Origin of the sequence: Pseudomonas marginalis (assembly GCF_024169655.1) — a bacterium.
Taxonomy (GTDB): domain Bacteria; phylum Pseudomonadota; class Gammaproteobacteria; order Pseudomonadales; family Pseudomonadaceae; genus Aquipseudomonas; species Aquipseudomonas paraveronii.
The window spans coordinates 5214521-5234659 of record NZ_JALJWV010000001.1 but is presented as its reverse complement, the minus strand read 5'-3'; the positions used below and the strand labels follow the sequence as shown (position 1 = coordinate 5234659).

The following is a 20139-nucleotide window of genomic DNA, read 5'->3' as shown; positions in this document are numbered from 1 at the left end:
TGTAGGCGAAAATTACTTTCATAAAAATTGAAAATGCTCCTCGGTAATGATTTATGAGTTTCACAACCAATTCGACGTGACCCTTTCCGAGGAGTACCGCATGGCCGCATCACCGGGCTTCGGGCTATTGGCATACGCTGCCATCGCCATCATTGCTTTGATCGTGCTGATTGCACGTTACCGACTCAACCCGTTTATCGTCATCACCCTGGTGTCCATCGGCCTGGCGCTGATGGCCGGGATGCCGGCGGACACCATCATGGGCTCCTACGAAGCGGGCGTCGGTAAAACCCTGGGGCATATCGCTCTGGTGGTCGCGCTGGGCACCATGCTCGGCAAAATGATGGCTGAATCCGGCGGCGCCGAGCAGGTGGCGCGCACGCTGATCAACCGCTTTGGCGAGCGCAATGCTCACTGGGCGATGGTGTGCATTGCCTTTCTGGTGGGGCTGCCGCTGTTTTTCGAGGTCGGTTTTGTGTTGCTGGTGCCGATCGCCTTTACCGTGGCCCGGCGTGTGGGAGTGTCGATCCTGATGGTCGGCTTGCCGATGGTTGCCGGCCTGTCGGTGGTGCATGCGCTGGTGCCGCCGCATCCGGCGGCGATGATGGCGGTGCTGGCGTACAACGCCTCGGTCGGGCAGACCGTGCTCTATGCGATTCTGATCGGCATTCCCACGGCGATCATCGCCGGCCCGCTGTATGCCAAGTTCATCGTGCCGCGCATTCACCTGCCGGCGGAAAACCCGCTGGAACGCCAGTTCATCGAGCGCGAGCCGCGCAGCCGGTTGCCGAGTTTCGCCCTGACCATGGGCACTATTCTGTTGCCGGTGGTGCTGATGATGATCGGCGGCTGGGCCAACGTGATTTCCACGCCCGGCAGCGGTTTTAACCAGTTTCTGTTGTTTATCGGCAACTCGGTGGTCGCGCTACTGGTGGCGACCCTGGTGAGTTTCTGGACCCTCGGCCTGGCGCAGGGTTTCAACCGCGAGTCGATCCTCAAGTTCACCAACGAATGCCTGGCGCCGACCGCGAGTATCACCTTGCTGGTGGGCGCGGGCGGCGGTTTGAACCGGATCTTGGTCGACGCTGGCGTGACCAACGAAATCCTCGGCCTGGCCCATGCCTTCAATCTGTCGCCGCTGGTGATGGGCTGGCTGTTCGCCGCGTTGATGCGCATCGCGACCGGCTCGGCCACCGTGGCCATGACCACCGCTTCCGGCGTAGTCGCGCCGGTCGCGCTGGGCCTGGGTTATCCACACCCTGAACTGCTGGTGCTGGCGACCGGGGCGGGTTCGGTGATCTTTTCCCACGTCAACGACGGCGGCTTCTGGCTGATCAAGGAATACTTCAATATGACCGTGATCCAGACCTTCAAGACCTGGACCGTGTTGGAGACCCTGATTTCAGTGGTCGCCTTCGGTCTGACGTATGGTCTGTCCTGCATCCTGTAATCCGGAGACTCCATGGACATCCTCTACCAGATCCGCGCCCGCCAGGCGTCTTTCAGTGCCGGCGAAGGGCGTATCGCCAAGCTGATGCTCGATGACGTGGGCTTTGCCGCGTCGGCCAGCCTGGAGGAGTTGTCCCAACGCGCCGAGGTCAGCACCGCCACGTTGTCGCGGTTTGCCCGCAGCGTCGGTTGCCGGGATTTGCGCGACTTGCGCCTGCAATTGGCCCAGGCCAGTGGCGTGGGCAGCCGCTTCCTGGACCCGGCGGGCAAACCTGAGCAGTCGGGGTTTCATCGGCAGATTCTCGGCGATATCGAGGCGACGTTGCGTCAGCATTTGTCGGGGTTCAATCAAGCCGGTTTCGTCGATGCGGTCAGCCTGCTGGGCAAGGCGCGGATGATCCACGCGTTTGGCATGGGCGGCCCGTCGAGCCTGTGCAGCGATGAGTTGCAAGTGCGCCTGGTGCGCCTGGGCTACCCGATTGCCGCCTGCCATGACCCGGTGATGATGCGCGTCACAGCGGCGACGCTGGGGCCTGCGCATGCGTTGATCGTCTGTTCGCTCAGCGGTCTCACCCCGGAGTTGCTGGACGTGGTGGCCCTGGCGCGCAACTACGACACGCCCATCGTCGCCATCACCCTGGCCGGCTCCCCCCTGGCCGAGTTGGCGGATGTCGTACTGGCGCTGCAACCGGCCGAAACCAGCTTCATCTACAAACCCACGGCGGCGCGCTACGGCATGCTGCTGGCCATCGACCTGCTCGCCACCGAGCTGGCGCTGGCCATGCCGGACGCCAACCAGGAACGCCTGCGCCGCATCAAGCTGGCCCTCGACGACTATCGCGGCGGCCCTGACAGCCTGCCGCTTGGAGACTGATATGCAGTACGACACGCTGATTCGCCAGGCGCTGATCATGGATGGCCGCAACACGCCTGGGTATGTCGCCGATGTGGGGCTACGCGATGGGCGTATCGAAGCGATCGGCGACTTGTCGGCCGCGCTGGCCACGCAGGTGATCGACGCCCGCGGCCGGGTGTTGGCGCCGGGGTTTATCGATGTACACACCCACGATGACACGGTGGTGATCCGTCAGCCGCAGATGCTGCCCAAGCTCAGCCAGGGCGTGACCACGGTGATTGTCGGTAACTGCGGCATCAGCGCATCGCCCGTGAGTTTGCGCGGTGAGCCGCCGGACCCGATGAACCTGCTGGGCCGGCGTGAGGCGTTCACCTATCCGCGGTTTGCCGATTACCGCGCCGCCGTGGAACGCGCCCACCCGGCGGTCAACGTCGCGGCGCTGATCGGCCACACGGCGCTGCGCAGCAACCATATGGACGACCTGCACCGCAGCGCCACGCCGGATGAAATCGCCGCGATGCGCGTGCAGTTGCGCGACAGCCTGGAAGACGGCGCCCTCGGTTTATCCACCGGCCTGGCCTACGCCAGCGCGTTCAATGCCGAGACCGATGAGGTGCTGCAACTGAGTGAAGAACTGACGGCGTTCGGTGCGGTGTACACCACCCACCTGCGCAGTGAGTTCGAACCGGTGCTGGAGGCCATGGACGAAGCGTTTCTGATCGGTCGGCATGCCCAGGTGCCGGTGATCATTTCCCACCTTAAGTGCGCCGGCGCGGGTAACTGGGGGCGTAGTCCGCAGCTATTGGCGGCGCTGGAGCAGGCGGCGAAAACCCATCCGGTGGGGTGTGATTGTTATCCCTATGCGGCGAGTTCTTCGACCCTGGATCTCAAGCAGGTGACCGACGCGTTTCGCATCACCATCACCTGGTCGACACCGCACCCGGAAATGGGCGGGCGCGACTTGCAGGCGATCGCGGCCGGGTGGGACGTTTCGCTGATGGACGCCGCCCGCCGCCTGCAACCGGCGGGGGCGGTGTATTACGGCATGGACGAAGCGGATGTGCGCCGTATCCTCGCGCATCCGCTGTCGATGGTCGGATCGGATGGGTTGCCCGAAGATCCGTTTCCGCATCCGCGCTTGTGGGGCGCGTTTCCACGGGTGTTGGGACATTTCAGTCGGGACGTCGGGCTGTTTCCGCTGCACACGGCGGTGCATAAGATGACCGGCTTGTCGGCGGCGCGATTCGGCTTGTCGGAGCGGGGCGAAATTCGTGTAGGGCACTGGGCCGATCTGGTGCTGTTCGATCCGCTGCGCGTGCGTGATGTGGCGGATTTCGAGGCGCCGCAGCAGGCGGCGCAAGGGATTGATGGCGTGTGGGTCAACGGCGTGTTGAGTTATTGCGACGGACAGCCAAATGGCCGGCGGCCGGGGCGGTTCCTGGCGCGCAGTGGGGATTTGCGGGGTGGGTTTTCGACTCTATAGTGGGCGCTCTTACACACGGAGCGGTTGCCATGCACTTAGGAAAAGTCACCCCCATCCTGCGGATTTTCGACGAGGCCAAGGTGTTGGAGTTCTATGTCGGTTTTCTGGGGTTCACGGTCGATTGGCAGCATCGCTTCGAGGCGAATTTTCCGTTGTACCTGCAGGTGTCGTTGGGTGAGTGTGTGCTGCATTTGTCCGAACACCATGGCGATGCTTCGCCGGGTGCGGCGGTGCGGATTCAAACGCAGGGCGTAGACGCCTATCAGCAGCAATTGCAGGGCAAGGACTATCGTTTTGCCAAGCCAGGCGTTGAAGAAATGCCCTGGGGTTCGCGGGAGATGAGCATCCGCGATCCGTTTGGCAATCGGCTGGTGTTTGTCGAGGAGGGCGAGGGCTGAGGGGTAAAGCGCAGGCAATAAAAAACCGCCTTAGTAGGGCGGTTTTTTTGTGCAAACCCAGTTTGCGGCTGGGGTTGCGATCTCACAGGAAGCACTGACGTGTTGGCGATACTACTGCTGCTTCGGGGTTTTATGCAAGGCCTGACGATGGGTGGTTTTTCACTTGAACCCCGCAAAAAACAGCAACAACTTTTAAGGGGGATTGGCCGTTGTTTGTCACACCTTGGTGTAGTGGGCTGAGCTAGTATCGCCCTCGTTCTGCGTTCATCGTGAGGTAGGTTGGCTGGGTTCGCGCGCAAATTTTGGACCGATTGCCACGGGCTAGTAATCCGTGCCGGATTCATGCGAGAGGACCATAAACCCAGCCGCCTCACAGGAGCACTGACGTGCATCCAAAGGCTCACATGTTCCGGTAAGTGCGCTGGAGGTAAGGCCCAACTCATGGAGGGCCGAGTATGTCTAAGTTTGCACGACGTACGTGGAACCTCGTCGTGAATGCCCTGCGTGTTTATCACGTATGGACATTCCTACGAGACAGCTTCGATGACCGCTAAGGTCTGAGAAGTGGAGCCGCCCCGGTGCAGACCGAGGCGGCTTTTTGGTTTTTACACCCGGAAGTGGCTGACCATCTGCTGCAACTGGCTACCCAGTCGTGCCAGTTCCACGCTCGACTTGGCCGTCTCGTCACTCGCGGTGGCGGTCTGTTCCGACACGTCACGCACGTTGATGATGCTGCGGCTGATCTCTTCGGCCACGGCGCTTTGCTCTTCGGCTGCCGCTGCAATCTGCTGGTTCATCGACTGGATATTCGACACCGTGCGGGTGATGTTTTCCAGGGATACGCCGGCCTTGCGCGTCAGCTCGACACTGCTGTCGGTGAGGCTGCGGCTGTTGTTCATCACTGCAGCCACCTGCTGGGTGCCGTTCTGCAAGCCGGCCACCAGGCCTTCGATTTCTTCGGTGGATTTCTGCGTGCGCTGGGCCAGGCCACGCACTTCGTCGGCGACGACGGCAAAGCCACGTCCGGCTTCACCGGCACGTGCTGCTTCAATCGCAGCATTGAGCGCCAGCAGGTTGGTCTGTTCAGCCACGGCCTTGATCACGTCCATTACGCTGCCGATCTTGTTGCTCTCTTGTTGCAGATGGCTCATGGCGTCGGTGGAGCGCGCCACTTCGGCGGCCAGGCGTTCGATCTGGGCGATGGCTTCGGCCACCACTTTGTCGCCTGCGCGGGCTTGGCCATCGGCATCGGCAGCGGCCCGGGAGGCCTGCTCAGCGTTGCGCGCGACTTCCTGCACGGTGGCGGTCATTTCGTGCATGGCGGTGGCGACTTGATCGGTCTCGATCTTCTGGCTGTTCACGCCGGCGCTGGTCTGCTCGGTCACGGCCGACAGCTCTTCGGCGGCGCTGGCGATTTGGGTCACGCCGTCGCGAATACCGCTGATCAACTCGCGCAGGGTCGTGCCCATGCGCTGGATGCCTTGTTGCAGCACGCCCAGTTCATCACGGCGGGTGACCTGGATATTGTGGCTCAGGTCGCCGGAGGCAATGCGTTCCACCACGGCCAGGGTTTCCTGGATCGGACGCGTGATCTGGCGGGTGATGACAAGTGCCGCGATGATGCCGACCAGCAACGCCAGCAAGGTGCTGATCAATTGCAGGCTGCGGGCCTGGGCGCTTTCGGCGTCGCGACGTTCGAGCTGGATGTCGTAGAGCTTGTCGCTGATGGTGACGATGTCGGCACCTTGGGTGGTCATTTCGGCGCGTGCTGAGACGATATTGGCGTTAGCCGCTTTGTAGTTCTGCACCGCACTGCGGTAGGCGCCGAGGGCGCTTTCCAGTGCGCTGAGCGCGGCCTGTTGGCTGCTGCCGAACACAGCGCCGAGGCCTTTCAAACCGTTGATGGCTTTTTCGATTTGTGCGGCGGCGCGGGCTTCGGTGTCGGCGTTGACATTGCCGGTGTAGCCGCGCACTTCGTAGCGGGCCAACTGGAACTCTTGCTTGGCATGGGTCACGGCTTGGTACTGGGTGAAGCGCTCGGGGCTGTCGGGCACCTGCTGCACGCTGCTGTCCAACGCGTCGATCTGGGCGTTGGCGATGTCGGCCTTATCACCCATGACCTGGCGCGCAGCATTGCCGTTACGGTAGGCCTCACGCATTTTGTTCAGCGATTGCTGATAAGCCGTGATGACGGCTTTCTGGTCGTTGAGCAGCTTGCGGTTTTCCGGGCTCTTGAAGCTGTCCAGGAGTTTTTGCTGCTGGGCGGTGAAGGCATCCAGGCTGGTCTGTACGTTCTGCGCCACGCTCTCATCGCCGTTGGCCAGCATGTATTGCAGGCGCACGATGCGCAGCTTGGTCAGGGCGGCATTGAGTTGGGTGATGTCGCTCATCCAGTTGCTGCGGTCGATCAGGCTGCCCAGGCTGGTCCAGCCGGTCAGCGCGAGGATCGAGGTGAGGACAAGCACCAGGCCGAAGCCCAGGCCTAGTTTGAGGTTGACGCTGATGTTACCGAACCAGCTGTTCATCGAGTGCTCCGCAAAAATGATGTTTGTCTGCTGGACGGTGTTGTTGTTTGAGCCAGCCAAGGTGTTTAGGCCATATCGGCGGGCGCACGGGAAACTGAAACGTTTAATTGGTTATTGCGATACACGGAGCCCGGCATGACCGACCACCGGCGCCAGGCAGGCATGACGTGGCTGGCGCTCATCCCGTACTCACATTCTGTGCTAGTCTGCTGGCCCTTTTAGTTCTGGGCGGTGCGGGAAAACAGTGTTTTCAGCGCTGCTCTACAGCGGAGCCTCTTCATGTCCGAAGTTAATCTGTCCACCGACGAAACCCGCGTCAGCTACGGTATCGGCCGTCAGTTGGGCGACCAACTGCGCGACAACCCACCACCGGGCGTAAGCCTGGACGCGATCCTGGCTGGCCTGACCGACGCGTTCGCCGGCAAGCCAAGCCGTGTTGATCAAGAACAAATGGCTGCCAGCTTCAAGGTCATCCGCGAAATCATGCAAGCCGAAGCGGCTGCCAAGGCTGAAGCCGCGGCAGGCGAGGGCCTTGCGTTCCTGGCGGAAAACGCCAAGCGTGATGGCATCACCACTCTGGCTTCCGGCCTGCAATTCGAAGTGCTGACTGCCGGTGAAGGCGCCAAGCCGACCCGTGAAGACCAAGTGCGCACTCACTACCACGGCACCCTGATCGACGGCACAGTGTTCGACAGCTCCTACGAGCGCGGCCAGCCTGCAGAATTCCCGGTTGGCGGCGTGATCGCTGGCTGGACCGAAGCCCTGCAACTGATGAATGCCGGCAGCAAATGGCGCCTGTACGTGCCGAGCGAACTGGCTTACGGCGCTCAAGGCGTTGGCAGCATTCCGCCGCACAGCGTTCTGGTGTTTGACGTCGAGCTGCTCGACGTTCTGTAAGACCTGCTTTTGATTACCTGTAGGAACGAGCTTGCTCGCGACAAGCGTCAACGATGACGCGAGCATCCTGGATGAACGCGTTGCTTGTGCGTTCTTCGCGAGCAAGCTCGCTCCTACAGGGTTTTGCGCGGTCGCTCATGGGTGAAACTTGCCATTGAGCTCCGTCACCGGGCGCAACGCTCGGGCATAGCAGAACAGAAACAGATTGCGCACCACTTCCTTCAGTACACCGGGTTCACTGGAACTCAGGCCATTCACGTCCAGGTCGCCCTGGTCCTGCAGTTCATTCAGCGCTTCTTCCTCCAGCACCGCACAGACTTCCCCGGTTTCCCGATGAAGGATGCGTAGGTAAGGGTGTGGGCGGTCCAGCCAGGCATCTATCAAATAAGTCATGGTCGTTCTCCTTGATAAGTTTCAATGAGAATAATTCTTATTCGCAGAATAGCAAGTGCCTATTGGCGGTTTCCGGTTTTTTCTGTGTGGGTATTGCGCGCGATCAACAGACAGGGCGAAACGCCATCCCGCGGCGGGCGCGGGATGGAAGCCGCAGGATCAGACCTTGCGGACGAACTCGGACTTGAGTTTCATCGGGCCGATACCGTCGATCTTGCAGTCGATATCGTGGTCGCCGTCGCACAGGCGGATGTTCTTGACCTTGGTGCCGACCTTGACCACCAGGGAGGTGCCCTTGACCTTGAGGTCTTTGATCACGGTGATGGTGTCGCCGTCCTGCAGGACGTTGCCCACAGAGTCTTTCTTCACGGTTTCATCGCCGGCCACTTCGGCCTCGCCAGTGGCGGACCACTCATGGGCGCATTCCGGGCAGATCAGTTGGGCGCCGTCTTCGTAGGTGAATTCGGAATTGCATTTCGGGCAGGGTGGCAAAGTGCTCACTAAAGCTCCTTAAAAGTCAGGATGGCTAAAGTCGCACATTATATAGGGAATTGTAGGGAGGCAGGGCGCGGTCTTGGATTGGTACTACAAACTAAATGTGGGAGGGGGCAAGCCCCCTCCCACATTTGGTATTTCTAGTGCGTGCGCGCGACCGCGAATTCACTCAGCTCAACCAGGGCGTCCCGGTATTCGCTGGCGGGGAGGGCGTCCAGGCATTTGATCGCACGGGCCACGTAGTCACGCGCCAGTTGTGCGGTGTAGTCCAGGGCGCCGGAGGCTTCCACGGCCGCACGGATGCTTTCCAGGTCTTCGATCCCGCCTTTCTGGATCGCCTTGCGCACCAGGGCCGCCTGTTCCGGCGTGCCTTCGCGCATGGTGTAGATCAGCGGCAAGGTTGGCTTGCCTTCGGCCAGGTCGTCACCGACGTTCTTGCCCAGGGTCTCGGCGTCGCCACGGTAGTCGAGCAGGTCATCTACCAGTTGGAACGCCACGCCCAGGTGGTCGCCAAAGGTGCGCAGGGCTTCGGCCTGTTCGGCCGTGGCTTGGCACAGGGCGGCGGCGCTGTGGGTTGAGGCTTCGAAGAGCATCGCGGTTTTGCCGCGAATCACTTCCATGTAGGTTTCTTCGGTGGTGCTGGCGTCACGCACCTTCGACAACTGCAACACTTCGCCTTCGGCGATGATGCGCGTGGCCTGGGAAAGAATCTTCATCACCTGCATCGAGCCCAGTTCGACCATCATTTCGAACGAACGCGAATACAGGAAGTCGCCGACCAGCACGCTCGGGGCGTTGCCCCACATCGCGTTGGCGGTCTCGCGACCACGGCGCATGCCGGACATGTCGACCACGTCGTCATGCAGCAGGGTCGCGGTGTGCAGGAATTCGATAGTGGCGGCCAGCAGGCGCAGGTCATCGCCTTCACGGCCCAGGGCCTTGCCACACAGCAACACTAATAAAGGACGCAGGCGCTTACCGCCCGCCGACGTAATGTAGTCGCCAATTTTGGAGACCAGCGGCACTTTAGACGTCAGCTGCTGCTTGATGATGCCGTCGACGGCGCTAAAATCGTCCGCGACCGCGCGGTAGAAAGCTTGGGGTTGCATCAGCGACAGTCGCTCCAGAAGGGTTGCGCGGCATGCTAGGACCCTGACCCCGCAGTGTCAAGGCGCGATAGACAGCCTCTTGCAACGCGTCAACGCCTTGCGTACAATCGCGCACCCTGAACTTCCTGGGCAGCACCTGCCTTACGCAATTGCATTCGGGACGTCCATCCCATGCAGCCATGCCAGCCAATACCTCTTCTTATAAAGCGCTGGGTGAGCAGGATTATCGGAGAAATACCATGTCGTACGCAGTAATTGTTACTGGTGGCAAGCAATACAAGGTCGCCCCAGGTGAATACCTGAAGATCGAAAAACTGGAAATCGCTACCGGCGAATCCGTTACTTTTGATCGCGTTCTGTTGGTCGCCAATGGCGATGACGTGAACATCGGCGCTCCAGTTGTTCCTGGCGCTACCGTTGTGGCTGAAGTGATCTCCCAAGGTCGTCACGATAAAGTCCGCATCATCAAGTTCCGTCGTCGTAAGCACCACATGAAGCGTATGGGCCACCGCCAGTGGTACACCGAGATCAAAATCACCGGTATTCAGGCTTAATTTCAGCCTAATTCCTCACTAGGAGAATTGACTCATGGCACACAAAAAAGCTGGTGGTAGTACCCGTAACGGTCGCGACTCAGAAGCCAAACGCCTTGGCGTGAAGATGTATGGCGGCCAGGTTATCATTCCGGGCAACATCATCGTGCGTCAGCGCGGCACCCAATTCCACGCCGGTTACGGTGTTGGCATGGGTAAAGATCACACTCTGTTCGCTAAAATCGACGGCGTGATCAAGTTCGAAGTAAAAGGCGCCTTCGGTCGCCGTTACGTGAGCATTGTCCCGAAGACTGACGTCGTCGCGGCATAATTACGTAGTTGCTGGAAAAGCCCTGTCTCGCGACGGGGCTTTTTCGTTTGTGGAGTGAGTCTCTTGCAAAGCTGTTTGTAATGAGCTCAAGCGCTGGATTTGCGGTCGTTGATTGAGGTCGCTGCGCTCATTTTTGCAAGAGTCTTATGTCTTGGTTTCTTAAGCTCGTCCGTGCGGCGAGAGGCGTTTTGTTATGAAGTTCGTTGATGAAGTTTCCATCCGAGTAAAAGCAGGCGACGGCGGTAACGGTTGCATGAGTTTCCGTCGCGAAAAGTTCATCGAAAACGGTGGCCCCAACGGCGGTGACGGCGGTGACGGCGGTTCCATCTACATGATGGCCGACGAAAACCTCAACACCCTGGTGGACTACCGTTACACCCGGCACTTCGATGCCGAGCGTGGTTCCAACGGCGGCAGCACCGACTGCACCGGTAAAAAAGGTGAAGACATGGTGCTGCGCGTACCGGTCGGCACCACGATCATCGACTCCGCGACCCAGGAAGTGATTGGCGACCTGACCAAGGCCGGCCAGAAGCTGATGGTTGTGCAGGGCGGCTGGCACGGTCTGGGTAACACCCGATTCAAGTCCAGTACCAACCGTGCGCCACGCCAGACCACGCCGGGCAAGCCTGGCGAGCAGCGTGACCTCAAGCTGGAAATGAAAGTACTCGCCGACGTGGGCCTGTTGGGCCTGCCAAACGCTGGCAAAAGTACCTTCATCCGCTCGGTCTCGGCCGCCAAGCCGAAAGTCGCCGACTACCCGTTCACCACCCTGGTGCCAAACCTGGGCGTGGTCAGCGTCGACCGTTGGAAGAGCTTCGTGGTCGCCGACATTCCCGGCCTGATCGAAGGGGCTTCCGATGGCGCGGGCCTGGGGATTCGCTTCCTCAAGCACTTGTCGCGGACCCGTTTGCTGCTGCACCTCGTCGACATGGCGCCGCTGGATGACACCAGCGCACCGGACGCCGCTGAAGTGATCGTCAGCGAGCTGACCAAGTTCAGCCCGGCCCTGGCCGAGCGTGATCGCTGGCTGGTGCTGAACAAGTGCGACCAGATCCTCGAAGAAGAACACGAGGAGCGCGTCAAGGAAATCGTCGATCGCCTGGAATGGACCGGCCCGGTCTATGTGATCTCGGCCATCGCCAAAGAAGGCACCGAGCGCCTGACCCGCGACATCATGCGCTACCTCGAAGACCGCGCCGACCGCCTGGCGGCCGACCCGGTATTCAAGGCCGAACTCGCCGAGCTCGATCAGCAGATCGAAGACGAAGCCCGTGCCCAGTTGCAAGCCCTGGACGACCAGCGTGCCCTGCGCCGCAGCGGCGTGAAGTCGGTTCATGACATCGGCGACGACGATTGGGACGAAGAAGACGTGGATGATGAAGACGGTCCGGAAATCATTTACGTGCGCGACTGATTCGTTGCAGTAAACTTAAGCGCCGCTCACTTGAGCGGCGTTTTGGTATCTGGGTATATCTGTAGTCACGAATGTAGTCACGAATAACGTTATGGGCGGCGCTGGGTCGCGTCCAGCCCTCTAACCAAGGTTGAAGATGATGCGGAGCAAAGTGGCAGGTGCGCAGCGCTGGGTCGTAAAGATCGGAAGTGCGTTGCTGACGGCAGATGGCAAGGGGCTGGATCGCGCAGCCATGAGCGTGTGGGTCGAGCAGATGGTGGCCTTGCATGAGGCCGGTGTCGAGTTGGTGCTGGTCTCGTCCGGAGCGGTTGCCGCCGGGATGAGCCGCCTCGGCTGGACCGCGCGACCCAGCGCGATGCACGAACTGCAAGCCGCTGCCGCCATCGGCCAGATGGGCCTGGTGCAAGCCTGGGAATCCAGCTTCGCCGAGCACGGCCTTCACACGGCGCAGATCCTGCTGACCCACGACGACCTGTCCGACCGCAAGCGCTACCTCAACGCCCGCAGCACCCTGCGCGCGTTGGTGGAGCTCAAGGCGATCCCGGTGATCAACGAGAACGACACGGTGGTCACCGACGAAATCCGTTTCGGCGACAACGACACCCTGGCCGCCCTGGTGGCCAACCTGGTGGAAGCCGACCTGTTGGTGATCCTCACCGACCGCGACGGTATGTTCGACGCCGACCCGCGCAACAACCCCGACGCCAAATTGATCTACGAAGCCCGCGCCGATGACCCGGCGCTGGATGCGGTGGCTGGCAGTGTCGGCGGGGCCTTGGGCCGTGGCGGCATGCAGACCAAGCTGCGTGCGGCGCGCCTGGCTGCGCGCTCCGGCGCGCACACGATCATCGTCGGCGGACGCCTGGAGCGCGTGCTCGACCGTCTCAAGGCCGGTGAGCGCATCGGTACGCTGCTGTCGCCGGAGCGCGGCATGCTGGCCGCGCGCAAGCAGTGGCTGGCCGGGCATTTGCAGACCCGCGGCACCCTGGTACTCGACGATGGCGCCGTAGCGGCGTTGTCCCAAGGCCACAAGAGCCTGCTGCCGGTGGGCGTCAAGTTGGTGCAGGGCAGCTTCCGCCGTGGCGAGATGGTGGTGTGCGTGGCGCCGGACGGTCGTGAAATCGCCCGTGGCCTGGCCAACTACAGCGCGCTGGAAGCGCAGAAAATCATCGGGCAGTCATCTGATGCGATTGTCGGTCTGTTGGGTTACATGGCGGAACCGGAACTGGTCCACCGCGACAACCTGATCCTGGTTTAAACGAAAGGAATACACGATGCGTGTGATGAAGGGATTGCTCGGCCTGCTGCTGGCCATGCCATTGTTGGCCTCGGCCGAAGAGATCGGCCAGGTGTCGACGGTGTTCAAGTTTGTCGGCCCCAACGACCGGATCGTGGTCGAAGCCTTCGATGACCCCAAGGTCGATGGCGTGACTTGCTACCTGTCGCGTGCCAAGACCGGCGGCGTCAAAGGCGGCCTGGGTTTGGCCGAAGACCGCTCTGAGGCGTCGATTGCCTGTCGTCAGGTCGGTCCGATCCGCTTCAAGGGCGAACTCAAGGATGGCGACGAAGTGTTCAAGGAGCGCACGTCGCTGGTGTTCAAGACCATGCAGGTGGTGCGCTTCCTCGACAAGAAGCGCAATACCCTCGTATACCTGGTCTACAGCGACCGCCTGATCGAGGGCAGCCCGCAGAACGCCGTTACCGCGATTCCGATTTTGCCGTGGTCGACCGCTCAGTGATCCGCAGGCGAGTTTCGTAATCGGCGTCTATGATTGCAGGCTTGCGGGTTGTAATCTCGAAGCGCCGCAATGCAAAGAACATGGGATATCTGGAGTTCGTCATGAGTGCTTTCCACGACCTGAAACTCAAAGCGTTGGACGGACAAGAGCTGCCACTGGCGCCCTTCAAGGGCAAAGTTGTGCTGGTGGTCAACGTGGCCTCCAAATGTGGCTTGACCCCGCAATACGCGGCGTTGGAAAACCTCTATCAGCAGTACAAGGACCAGGGGTTTACCGTGCTTGGCCTGCCGTGCAACCAGTTTGCGGGCCAGGAACCGGGTAGCGAAAAGGAGATCCAGGCGTTCTGCAGCCTCAACTACGGCGTGACCTTTCCGTTGGGTAGCAAACTCGAGGTCAACGGCCCTGAGCGTCATCAGTTGTACCGCTTGTTGGCGGGCGAGGGCGCCGAGTTTCCTGGGGATATCACCTGGAATTTCGAGAAATTCCTGCTGGGTAAAGACGGGCGGGTGCTTGCGCGTTTCTCGCCGCGAACGGCACCGGACGATCCGGCCGTCGTCCAGGCCATCGTAAAAGCCCTGAGCTGATCCCCTAACCTGTAGGCGCGAGCCAGCTCGCGCCTACAGGTGTCCGGCATTTCTAAGCCTTAATCACCCTGATCAATAGTGCTACTCAGCGCGCTGCACTCGCCATATTATTGACATCATAAAAACCGTCTTTCGTGGAGTGTTGCCATGCCTGTTCAAGCCTTGTTCAAACCGTTCCACCTCGGAACGCTGCAACTGTCGAGTCGTGTGGTGATGGCGCCGATGACCCGTTCGTTTTCCCCGGGCGGTGTACCCAATTCCAAGGTCATCGAGTACTACCGCCGCCGTGCCGCTGCCGGCGTGGGCCTGATCATCACCGAAGGCACCGTGGTCGATCACCCGGCGTCCAACGGCTATCCCAACGTCCCGCACTTCTACGGTGAAGCGGCGTTGGCCGGTTGGAAGAAAGTGGTCGATGCGGTGCATGCCGAAGGCGGCAAGATCGTCCCGCAGTTGTGGCATGTGGGCAGCGTGCGTCGTATCGGCACTGAGCCGGATGCCAGCGTACCGGCCTACGGCCCGATGGAAAAACTCAAGGATGGCAACGTGGTCGTCCATGGCATGACCCATGAGGACATCAAGGACGTGATTGCCGCCTTCGCCCAGGCGGCCAAGGACGCCCAGCGCATCGGCATGGACGGCGTGGAAATCCATGGCGCCCATGGCTATCTGGTGGACCAGTTCTTCTGGGAAGGCAGCAACCAGCGCACCGACGAATATGGCGGCAGCCTGGCCAACCGTTCGCGCTTTGCCATCGAACTGATCCAGGCCACCCGCGCCGCTGTAGGCCCGGATTTTCCGATCATCTTGCGTTTTTCCCAGTGGAAGCAGCAGGACTACACCGCGCGCCTGGTGCAAACCCCCGAGGCCTTGGGTGAGTTTCTTAAGCCGCTGTCCGACGCTGGTGTGGATATTTTCCACTGTTCCACTCGCCGTTTCTGGGAGCCGGAGTTCGAAGGTTCCGACCTCAACCTGGCCGGCTGGACCCGCCAGCTCACCGGTAAACCGACCATCACCGTCGGCAGCGTCGGCCTGGATGGCGAGTTCCTGCAGTTTATGGTCAACACTGACAAGGTTGCGCAACCGGCCAGCCTGGAGAAGCTGCTGGAGCGCTTGAACAACGATGAGTTCGACCTGGTCGCCGTCGGCCGTGCCCTGCTGGTGGACCCGGATTGGGCGGTGAAGGTGCGCGAACACCGCGAGGGCGACATCCTGCCGTTCAGTCGTGAGGCGTTGACGACCCTGGTGTAACGGGCTGGGCTCCCGGCGGTTGCCACCGGGAGCTGTTTAGCTGGAGCGTTCAATACTCTACTGATTTGCGCAGCTCTTGGCGGTGATCGGTCTTGTGCCCGTCTTGGCGCGCAGCCTGGTCATAAGTGGGCGGTGCTGCCCGAGACTGATCCAGCCATTGTTGCTGACGCGTCCACTCTGCGGTTGGCATGTTGATGCCATTGCGCACTCCCATTCCGTAAATTGCCATATATCAGGGTCTCCATTGATCGAAAGGACCTGCGTTAGCCGCAGGTATCAGTGATTGGTAATCCACCGTTGGCCGTTCCAGCGGGAAATATCGAGTAAACCTTGCGCAGCCTATGGCAATCGCTGTGCAACACAGTCCGCAAGGTCGGACGGGAGGCCGGGTATGCAGCGCCCGGCCTCCCGCCGGTTTTCAGCACGTTAGGTTTTTCAAGGCCTATTGTCTTGTTGTTGGCCGATCCGGATTAAGCGTAATAGGCATCCTCCGCCCGTTCGGAATGGGCCGCCGCATGTTGCGTGGTGGCGTAGGATGTTTGACCGTCATGTGTTGGCGGGCGGTCAGTGAACTGCGGGCGATAGCCGCCGCCATTGTGCGGACGTTCCCATTGATTCTGCGGCGGCTGCCAGTTGTTTTCCGGGCGTGCGGGTTGCGGGCGATAGCCGCCGTTGTGCGGAGGGCGTTGCCAGTCGTTCTGCGGCGGTTGCCAGTTGTTTTCCGGGCGTGCGGGTTGCGGGCGATGGCCGCCGTTGTGCGGAGGGCGTTGCCAGTCGTTCTGCGGCGGTTGCCAGTTGTTTTCCGGGCGCGTGGGTTGCGGGCGATGGCCGCCGTTGTGCGGCGGGCGTTGCCAGTCGTTTCCAGGGCGCGCGGGTTGTGGGCGATTCCATGCGTTTTCCGGGCGAGTAGGTTGCGGTCGTTGCCAATGGTTGCCCGGGCGTGACGGCTGTGGGCGGTTCCAGCCGTGGTTCGCGTTATAGGGCTGTTGGAGTGATGGCCGCCCGTGATCGTTCTGAGCGCTTGCGGATGGGCAGGTGTCTGCGGCCCCTTGAGTGGGCGCGTTGAAAGGTTGGAATCGCAGCGCCATTGATCCATTTATGAGTGTCGACATAATGCTCTCTATTAATGTTTCATCATGAATGACCTGCCTTTTTTGAGTGTGTCCACAAGCAGACACCCCTCCTATGGCAGGTGTCATGTAGGTGGCGATAAATCGCACGACGTTCCGGAAATATCCTGTTGTGGCGTGCCGATTCCGATGGCTTCAGGTAAAAAATCCTAAAGTTGAAGCCGTTATTCAGGGGGAAGTCTGGAGGGAAGGCGAACTAGCTGACGTTATTCGCAGATCGTTCAACGAACATAAGGCAGCGTTGGAGCGGCCAAAGGTTCCCCGCACACATCGCGTAACTGGTTCTCGAATTGCTCGATAATCGCTGACCAGCCCTGGCGACTGGCATGCCGGCGCGCATTGAGACGGGCTCTGCGCAAATGCTCACGGTCTTCCAGCAGCCAATTGGCCGCATCGCAGAACGCGTCCTCATCGCCGGGCATCGCCAGCACGCCGTTGTAGCCATGGCGGATATGCTGGGTCGCGGCCGCCTGGTCGTATGCCACCACCGCGAGCCCGGAGGCCATCGCTTCCAACACCACATTGCCGAAGGTTTCGGTCAGGCTGGGGAACAGGAACAGGTCTCCCGAGGCGTAGTATCGCGCCAGTTCTTCGCCGCGTCGGGTGCCGCAGAATATGGCGTTCGGCAGGTCATGCTCCAACAGCGCACGCTGTGGCCCGTCGCCGACGACGATCAGTTGCAGGCGACGCTGCGGATAAGTACTGCGCAGGGCATCGAAGCAACGCTTGAGCACGCCCAGGTTCTTTTCCTGAGCCAGGCGCCCGACGTGCAGCACCGCAATATCGTCATTGCCCAGGCCCCAGCTCTCGCGCAAGGCGTTATCGCGCTTGGACGGGTGGAATAGCTGACTGTCCACCCCGCGCGACAACATCCCCAGGCGCTCGAAATGCCGGCGCTCCAGTTCCAGGCGCTGGCTGGCGCTGGGCACCAGGGTCAAAGTGGAGCGGTTATGAAACCAGCGCAGGTAGTGCGTGACCACGCGGCTCAACAGGCTCATACCGTACTGGTTCGAGTACTGCTGGAAATTGGTGTGAAAGCCGCTGACCACGCTGATCCCCAGGCGACGCGCTGCGCGTAGCGCCGACAACCCGAGCGGTCCTTCTGTGGCGATGTACAGCACGTCCGGGCGTTGGCGTGTCCAGCGGCGCAGCAGCTTGTGCATCGACGACTGGCCCCATTGCAGGCCCGGATACCCCGGCAACGGCCAGCCGCGACACAGCAGCAATTCGTTGTCGCTGGGCCGGCTCTGGTCAATGCCCTGGCGTGGGCGCACCAGTTCGACCTGATGGCCGCGCGCGCGCAAACCCTCGCACAGGCGAGCCAGTGTATTGGCCACCCCGTTGATCTCTGGCGGGAAGGTTTCGGTAATCAGGGTGATGTGAAGCGAAGCTGTCGTCATGACCCACAGTGTCGCTGTGGGCTGTGTCGTCGATGTGTCATACAGATGATGGATTTATGACTTGACCACTTTGGACACCGCCATCGCCTCGGCCCCCTGCTCGCGCACCCAGAACAACGTCGCCCCGGCCACCGCCGCCGGCATCATCAGCAGGTTGACCACCGGCACCAGCAGCACCAGGTAGACGCTGCCGCCGAAGCTCATGCTCTGCCAGCGTTTCTGGCGCAGCCAGGCGAGCATTTCGTTCCAGCCCAGTTTGTGGTTGTCGGCCGGGTAGTCGATGTATTGGATCGCCATCATCCACACGCCGAACAGCAGCCACAACGGCGCGGCGATCAGGTTGACCACCGGAATGAACGACAGGATAAACAAGCCGATGGCCCGTGGTAGGAAATAGCCCAGCTTGCGCATCTCCCGCGCCAGGGTGCGTGGGACCATGGCCACCAGCTCGGCCCAACTGAACGATGGGAAATCATCGGTGCCACGCACCACCACTTCAACTTTTTCCGCGAGAAAACCGTTGAACGGCGCGGCGATGATATTGGCGAGCATGGTAAAGGTGAAAAACACCATCAATACCACCAGCACCACGAACAGCGGCCACAGGATATAGCTGAGGAAACTCAGCCAGCCGGGCAGCGTCGGCATCAGGGTGTCGACCCACAGGCTGAACTGATGGCCGGCGAAATAGATCAGGCCGACGAACAGCACCAGGTTGATCGCCAGCGGCAGCAGCACAAACAGGCGCAGGCCAGGGCTCAACACCAGTTTGAGGCCTTCACGCAGGTATTGCGGACCGGAAAGAACAGGGGCAGGCATGGAGAACTCCGAGCAGGATGACGAACGCGCCGACCTTACCGACTTTGCATTCCAGGCGAAAGCGCGGCCCGTGTGACGACATCAACGGTAACAAAGGCGTCGATTAATTGGGGCGACTGCATAGAGACCGCCTATGAGCTGGATTGTTATTCCGTATTTCCTTAATCTTGCCCCCCTCTATACGCTGCACCCATTATTTTCAGGATCTGCGAGTTCAAGCCTTCCCCAAGTGCTTCGCGGTCCTTTTTTATTCCAGCCGCCTTGTTGTCCGGGCGGTCGACAGGAGTGAGTCATGTCTGATACCCGTCATTCGCGAGTGATTATTCTCGGTTCCGGCCCTGCCGGTTACAGCGCTGCCGTCTACGCTGCCCGAGCCAACCTCAAGCCACTGCTGATCACCGGCATGCAGGCGGGCGGTCAGTTGACCACCACCACCGAAGTCGACAACTGGCCGGGCGACGTCCACGGTCTGACCGGCCCGGTGCTGATGGAGCGTATGAAAGAACACGCCGAGCGCTTCGAAACCGAGATCGTGTTTGACCACATCAACCAGGTCGACTTCTCGAAAAAGCCTTACAGCCTGACCGGCGACAGCGGCGTCTACACCTGTGACGCGCTGATCATCGCGACCGGCGCCAGCGCCCGTTACCTGGGCCTGCCGTCGGAAGAAACGTTCATGGGCAAGGGTGTATCCGCCTGCGCGACGTGCGACGGTTTCTTCTACCGCAACAAGCCGGTCGCCGTGGTCGGCGGTGGCAACACGGCCGTGGAAGAGGCGCTGTACCTGGCCAACATCGCCAGCACCGTGACCCTGATTCACCGCCGCGAGACCTTCCGCGCCGAGAAGATCCTGATCGACAAGCTGCACGCGCGTGTCGCTGAAGGCAAGATCATCCTCAAGCTCAACGCCACCCTGGATGAAGTCCTCGGCGACAACATGGGCGTGACCGGTGCGCGCCTGAAAAACAACGACGGCAGCTTCGACGAGCTGACAGTAGACGGCGTGTTCATCGCCATCGGCCACACCCCGAACACCTCGCTGTTCGAAGGCGTGCTGGATGCCAAGGACGGTTACCTGGTAGTGCAGGGCGGTCGTGAAGGCAACGCGACGGCGACCAACATCGAAGGCATCTTCGCGGCCGGTGACGTGGCTGACCACGTGTACCGCCAGGCCATCACCTCGGCCGGCGCCGGTTGCATGGCGGCCCTGGATGCCGAGCGGTACCTGGACGGTATGCAGAACGCTTAGGGCTGAACCCGCTGAAATGAAAAAACCGGCGAAAGCCGGTTTTCTATGCGCGGGATTTGATGATCCATCGCTATCTCGATT

At 60.9% G+C, this 20139-nt stretch carries 19 protein-coding genes and 2 pseudogenes; 13 read left to right on the top strand and 8 right to left on the bottom strand.

Annotated elements, in window-relative coordinates; translation table 11 throughout:
* The first annotated feature begins 100 nt into the window (after positions 1-100).
* From J2Y83_RS24115 to J2Y83_RS24100, 4 genes are read left to right on the top strand one after another with little or no spacing between them, the layout of a single operon-like run.
* Positions 101-1450, top strand: coding sequence for a GntT/GntP/DsdX family permease (locus tag J2Y83_RS24115; protein WP_247399691.1), 1350 nt, complete (start codon positions 101-103; stop codon positions 1448-1450).
* Positions 1451-1462: 12 nt separating this feature from the next.
* Positions 1463-2323, top strand: a complete 861-nt coding sequence (locus J2Y83_RS24110; protein WP_253398985.1) for a MurR/RpiR family transcriptional regulator — start codon at positions 1463-1465, stop codon at positions 2321-2323.
* A 1-nt stretch (position 2324) separates the two neighbouring features.
* Positions 2325-3788: an N-acyl-D-amino-acid deacylase family protein gene (locus tag J2Y83_RS24105; RefSeq protein WP_253398983.1), complete on the top strand. Its 1464-nt coding sequence runs from the start codon at positions 2325-2327 to the stop codon at positions 3786-3788.
* Between the two features lie 29 nt (positions 3789-3817).
* Complete coding sequence (locus J2Y83_RS24100) at positions 3818-4186, top strand: glyoxalase superfamily protein (RefSeq protein WP_253398982.1); 369 nt, start codon at positions 3818-3820, stop codon at positions 4184-4186.
* A 605-nt stretch (positions 4187-4791) separates the two neighbouring features.
* On the opposite strand, the pseudogene J2Y83_RS29935 reads toward J2Y83_RS24100, so the two are convergent.
* Positions 4792-5388 (bottom strand): annotated as a pseudogene (locus J2Y83_RS29935) (methyl-accepting chemotaxis protein); the annotation flags it as partial.
* Between the two features lie 258 nt (positions 5389-5646).
* Positions 5647-6711, bottom strand: a pseudogene (locus tag J2Y83_RS29930) (methyl-accepting chemotaxis protein); the annotation flags it as partial.
* A 279-nt stretch (positions 6712-6990) separates the two neighbouring features.
* Between J2Y83_RS29930 and J2Y83_RS24090 the strand changes: the two are divergent.
* Positions 6991-7608 (top strand): FKBP-type peptidyl-prolyl cis-trans isomerase, encoded by a 618-nt coding sequence (locus J2Y83_RS24090; protein WP_192300611.1) that lies wholly within the window; start codon positions 6991-6993, stop codon positions 7606-7608.
* A 135-nt stretch (positions 7609-7743) separates the two neighbouring features.
* Here J2Y83_RS24090 and J2Y83_RS24085 read toward each other — a convergent pair whose 3' ends face one another.
* The 3 genes from J2Y83_RS24085 to J2Y83_RS24075 all read right to left on the bottom strand — a co-directional run bounded on the left by J2Y83_RS24085 (position 7744) and on the right by J2Y83_RS24075 (position 9605).
* Complete coding sequence (locus tag J2Y83_RS24085) at positions 7744-8001, bottom strand: PA4570 family protein (RefSeq protein WP_038443494.1); 258 nt, start codon at positions 7999-8001, stop codon at positions 7744-7746.
* Between the two features lie 159 nt (positions 8002-8160).
* Positions 8161-8502 carry a zinc ribbon domain-containing protein YjdM gene (locus J2Y83_RS24080; RefSeq protein WP_046382089.1) on the bottom strand — a complete coding sequence of 114 codons (342 nt, stop codon included), beginning with the start codon at positions 8500-8502 and terminating at the stop codon, positions 8161-8163.
* Positions 8503-8636: 134 nt separating this feature from the next.
* Positions 8637-9605, bottom strand: coding sequence for a polyprenyl synthetase family protein (locus J2Y83_RS24075; protein WP_253398978.1), 969 nt, complete (start codon positions 9603-9605; stop codon positions 8637-8639).
* Between the two features lie 239 nt (positions 9606-9844).
* On the opposite strand from J2Y83_RS24075, the gene rplU reads away from it, so the two are divergent.
* The 7 genes from rplU to J2Y83_RS24040 all read left to right on the top strand — a co-directional run bounded on the left by rplU (position 9845) and on the right by J2Y83_RS24040 (position 15460).
* Positions 9845-10159: a 50S ribosomal protein L21 gene (rplU, locus tag J2Y83_RS24070; RefSeq protein WP_007901869.1), complete on the top strand. Its 315-nt coding sequence runs from the start codon at positions 9845-9847 to the stop codon at positions 10157-10159.
* Between the two features lie 34 nt (positions 10160-10193).
* Entirely contained in the window at positions 10194-10469 is a 276-nt protein-coding gene (rpmA, locus tag J2Y83_RS24065) for a 50S ribosomal protein L27 (protein WP_007901871.1), read from the top strand.
* Between the two features lie 193 nt (positions 10470-10662).
* The gene (cgtA, locus tag J2Y83_RS24060) at positions 10663-11886 is read left to right on the top strand and encodes an Obg family GTPase CgtA (RefSeq protein ID WP_247399679.1); all 1224 of its coding nucleotides are present in this window, start codon (positions 10663-10665) and stop codon (positions 11884-11886) included.
* A 139-nt stretch (positions 11887-12025) separates the two neighbouring features.
* Positions 12026-13144, top strand: a complete 1119-nt coding sequence (gene proB, locus J2Y83_RS24055; RefSeq protein WP_253400441.1) for a glutamate 5-kinase — start codon at positions 12026-12028, stop codon at positions 13142-13144.
* A gap of 16 nt (positions 13145-13160) precedes the next feature.
* Entirely contained in the window at positions 13161-13625 is a 465-nt protein-coding gene (locus tag J2Y83_RS24050; RefSeq protein ID WP_253398976.1) for a CreA family protein, read from the top strand.
* A 101-nt stretch (positions 13626-13726) separates the two neighbouring features.
* Positions 13727-14209, top strand: coding sequence for a glutathione peroxidase (locus J2Y83_RS24045; protein ID WP_253398974.1), 483 nt, complete (start codon positions 13727-13729; stop codon positions 14207-14209).
* A gap of 147 nt (positions 14210-14356) precedes the next feature.
* Positions 14357-15460 carry an NADH:flavin oxidoreductase gene (locus J2Y83_RS24040; protein WP_253398972.1) on the top strand — a complete coding sequence of 368 codons (1104 nt, stop codon included), beginning with the start codon at positions 14357-14359 and terminating at the stop codon, positions 15458-15460.
* A gap of 470 nt (positions 15461-15930) precedes the next feature.
* On the opposite strand, the gene J2Y83_RS24035 is transcribed toward J2Y83_RS24040, so the two are convergent.
* The 3 genes from J2Y83_RS24035 to cysZ form a co-directional block, all read right to left on the bottom strand.
* On the bottom strand, positions 15931-16572 hold the full coding sequence (locus tag J2Y83_RS24035) for a proline-rich domain-containing protein (protein ID WP_253398970.1): 642 nt from the start codon (positions 16570-16572) through the stop codon (positions 15931-15933).
* A gap of 239 nt (positions 16573-16811) precedes the next feature.
* Positions 16812-17990 (bottom strand): glycosyltransferase family 4 protein, encoded by a 1179-nt coding sequence (locus J2Y83_RS24030; protein ID WP_253398968.1) that lies wholly within the window; start codon positions 17988-17990, stop codon positions 16812-16814.
* 54 nt (positions 17991-18044) lie between these two features.
* Positions 18045-18809 (bottom strand): sulfate transporter CysZ, encoded by a 765-nt coding sequence (gene cysZ / locus J2Y83_RS24025; protein WP_253398960.1) that lies wholly within the window; start codon positions 18807-18809, stop codon positions 18045-18047.
* A 292-nt stretch (positions 18810-19101) separates the two neighbouring features.
* Here cysZ and trxB point away from each other — a divergent pair, with 292 nt between their 5' ends.
* Positions 19102-20058 carry a thioredoxin-disulfide reductase gene (trxB, locus tag J2Y83_RS24020; protein ID WP_253398954.1) on the top strand — a complete coding sequence of 319 codons (957 nt, stop codon included), beginning with the start codon at positions 19102-19104 and terminating at the stop codon, positions 20056-20058.
* Positions 20059-20139 lie beyond the last annotated feature (81 nt).

Coding starts and splice junctions, on each gene's coding strand:
- J2Y83_RS24115 (WP_247399691.1), top strand. CDS start 101: ATGGCCGCATCACCGGGCTTCGGGCTATTGGCATACGCTGCCATCGCC.
- J2Y83_RS24110 (WP_253398985.1), top strand. CDS start 1,463: ATGGACATCCTCTACCAGATCCGCGCCCGCCAGGCGTCTTTCAGTGCC.
- J2Y83_RS24105 (WP_253398983.1), top strand. CDS start 2,325: ATGCAGTACGACACGCTGATTCGCCAGGCGCTGATCATGGATGGCCGC.
- J2Y83_RS24100 (WP_253398982.1), top strand. CDS start 3,818: ATGCACTTAGGAAAAGTCACCCCCATCCTGCGGATTTTCGACGAGGCC.
- J2Y83_RS24090 (WP_192300611.1), top strand. CDS start 6,991: ATGTCCGAAGTTAATCTGTCCACCGACGAAACCCGCGTCAGCTACGGT.
- J2Y83_RS24085 (WP_038443494.1), bottom strand. CDS start 8,001: ATGACTTATTTGATAGATGCCTGGCTGGACCGCCCACACCCTTACCTA.
- J2Y83_RS24075 (WP_253398978.1), bottom strand. CDS start 9,605: ATGCAACCCCAAGCTTTCTACCGCGCGGTCGCGGACGATTTTAGCGCC.
- rplU (WP_007901869.1), top strand. CDS start 9,845: ATGTCGTACGCAGTAATTGTTACTGGTGGCAAGCAATACAAGGTCGCC.
- rpmA (WP_007901871.1), top strand. CDS start 10,194: ATGGCACACAAAAAAGCTGGTGGTAGTACCCGTAACGGTCGCGACTCA.
- cgtA (WP_247399679.1), top strand. CDS start 10,663: ATGAAGTTCGTTGATGAAGTTTCCATCCGAGTAAAAGCAGGCGACGGC.
- proB (WP_253400441.1), top strand. CDS start 12,026: ATGCGGAGCAAAGTGGCAGGTGCGCAGCGCTGGGTCGTAAAGATCGGA.
- J2Y83_RS24050 (WP_253398976.1), top strand. CDS start 13,161: ATGCGTGTGATGAAGGGATTGCTCGGCCTGCTGCTGGCCATGCCATTG.
- J2Y83_RS24045 (WP_253398974.1), top strand. CDS start 13,727: ATGAGTGCTTTCCACGACCTGAAACTCAAAGCGTTGGACGGACAAGAG.
- J2Y83_RS24040 (WP_253398972.1), top strand. CDS start 14,357: ATGCCTGTTCAAGCCTTGTTCAAACCGTTCCACCTCGGAACGCTGCAA.
- J2Y83_RS24035 (WP_253398970.1), bottom strand. CDS start 16,572: ATGTCGACACTCATAAATGGATCAATGGCGCTGCGATTCCAACCTTTC.
- J2Y83_RS24030 (WP_253398968.1), bottom strand. CDS start 17,990: ATGACGACAGCTTCGCTTCACATCACCCTGATTACCGAAACCTTCCCG.
- cysZ (WP_253398960.1), bottom strand. CDS start 18,809: ATGCCTGCCCCTGTTCTTTCCGGTCCGCAATACCTGCGTGAAGGCCTC.
- trxB (WP_253398954.1), top strand. CDS start 19,102: ATGTCTGATACCCGTCATTCGCGAGTGATTATTCTCGGTTCCGGCCCT.